This is a genomic window from Algoriphagus sp. AK58, assembly GCF_014324365.1.
Taxonomy (GTDB): Bacteria; Bacteroidota; Bacteroidia; order Cytophagales; family Cyclobacteriaceae; genus Algoriphagus.
Genome location: NZ_QEIG01000046.1, coordinates 1 through 2,045, shown reverse-complemented (window position 1 = coordinate 2,045; position 2,045 = coordinate 1). Strand labels below are relative to the sequence as shown.

Here is a 2,045-nt window from a genome sequence, read left to right as displayed (position 1 = left end):
CAAATGATGGTCCTCAATGGTCTGAATCAATCGACCCAAATCATCGTAATAAATGGCTGTTTCGTAAAGCGTATTATTATCCAGATTTCTAACCAATTTTCCGGTCAATAAACCGTGGATTTTGGTCGTCTGATCATGATAGGAAGCATTGGGTTTGGAATACGTCAGCGCCCCCTTCCTGAAACTGTAATGATCAAAATAGTTGACAGTCAGCACTTCTCCCTCTCCCCCGTCTACTGCTCTGGGAAATCCTCCGGCATTGGTAGTCCCCGTTTTACCTGAGGTCGAGTTGATCACTGCATTGTTACTTGCCAAGGTGTTGACCGTAGTCTGTAGGGAAGCACGGGTGGATGAATTGGTCACCAATCCGGTCATGACTTCTCTTCCCAAAGCATCGTATTTGGTATATAACCATTTTCCCTGACCTGCCAGATTCGCATCCCGATAGGCCACCAAGCGATCCTGAAGGTCATAGACCATTTCTTCAGTTCCCTTGTCCGGAAGCTTTTTGGTGATTTGGCGGCCTCGTTCATCGTAGGTATAGAGGTAATACAGTCCGTCCCTGATGGTGGATAAGGTGGAACTCTGACCGTTGGTTATAACTTCAACCACCGCTTTTGGCGGCATCACTACCCGCAAGCGCCCGAAGGTATCATAAACGTAATAGGTACAAAGCCAGCCTGTATGAGTGATTCCGGGACTCGCTGCATCCTGAACTTTCTTTAAAATCAATCTTCCCAGTTTGTCCTTATACTCAATCACGCGACGGAGATCTTCATCCAATACTTCCGTCTTAGTCAGGGTTCCCGTGGCGAAATTGGCTGAGGTAACCGGTAAACCGGATCCATCCAGAGTCCAGATTCGCACCTCTTCGGTTGCCGTATTGGTCATCTCATTGATTTGGATATCCTTCCCAGTCCAGGCGGTCCCTGGAACACCCTGTTTGATCACTCGGTTTAAAGGGGAGGATTCAAACGTCTTGTCAGCGTAGCCCTTGGAATCACTGTAGGCAGTGGTATAGTAGGTCGAGTTTAGGGAAGCCGCATTGGTCCGGAATTTTCCTTTAGAGCCGGAGTCGTTATTTGGGAAAGGCAAATAGTCCCGATACTGCCTTCCAAAGGCATCGAAAGCCAGGGTACCGATCACATCCGAACCATCCGATGAAGCTGAGAGTTGGACAGTCTGTACTGATCTTCCCAATCCATCGTGGTAATTGGTCGATTTATAGGACACCTTCTGGGCAGAACTCCGAAGGGAGAAGGCATTGGTCAGCGTATCCCTTGAAGTAAATTCCCTGACCCAATTAAGGTTTTCAGGATAAAAGTAAACCCAGACAGGCACCTTGGTCGTGAGGCAACCGGTAGACGTGTGGTAAAACGCCAGATAAAACAACCGGGAAGCTGTAAGTATAGGGGTACTGAAAATCTGGCTGCTGGACATCAAAGACACCCCGTCCGAATCATACCAGCGATAAGTAAAACCGGACGGGGCGACGCTTGCGGTCAAGTTTACCGAATTACTTGAAGTAAGTGTCTCCGATGCTGCAGAAGGAATAACCGTTGTGCAAACAGAGGAGGACACCACCTGAGCATAGCTGGTAGCTATAAGTCCTACAGCAAAAATTAGGGTAAAAAATGATTTCATGAGCCAAGACGTTTAAGAAACAATACATTAAATTCTTCTTTTTCCTTCTTCAAAGGTTTCCACATTTGCCCTTTCTCCCGGTAGGTGATCTCATAGGTGCTGGATTCCTCTTTAAAAACAAGAGTCAATGCCATGGCAGCTTCATCAAAAGACCAAGTGCCTTCTTGTTCCTTTAGAACTCCATTTTCAACCCATGCCTTTAAATAGGTTTTGTCTTCCCTGAGGTGGCAAATCCAGGATTCAGTCTTCTTCCAGAATTTCTTTTCTTCTGCAACACCCTCTTCATCAGATTTGAATTTTTTGGTAGACGGTCCTTCCACTTTTTGACTGGGAAGGTCAAATTTCCAGATGCCCAACATTTTTTGTTCTCCTTTGGAAAGTGTATCCACTTGAGTAGGTTG

At 46.3% G+C, this 2,045-nt stretch carries 2 protein-coding genes; both read right to left on the bottom strand.

Annotation, left to right across the window (positions count from 1 at the left end; genetic code table 11):
* Positions 1-1,644: DUF6443 domain-containing protein (locus DDT91_RS20350; protein WP_222718700.1), on the bottom strand; the 1,644-nt coding region annotated here is incomplete at its 3' end.
* Positions 1,641-2,045: hypothetical protein (locus DDT91_RS20345; RefSeq protein WP_187178041.1), on the bottom strand; the 405-nt coding region annotated here is incomplete at its 5' end. The genes DDT91_RS20350 and DDT91_RS20345, both read right to left, overlap by 4 nt.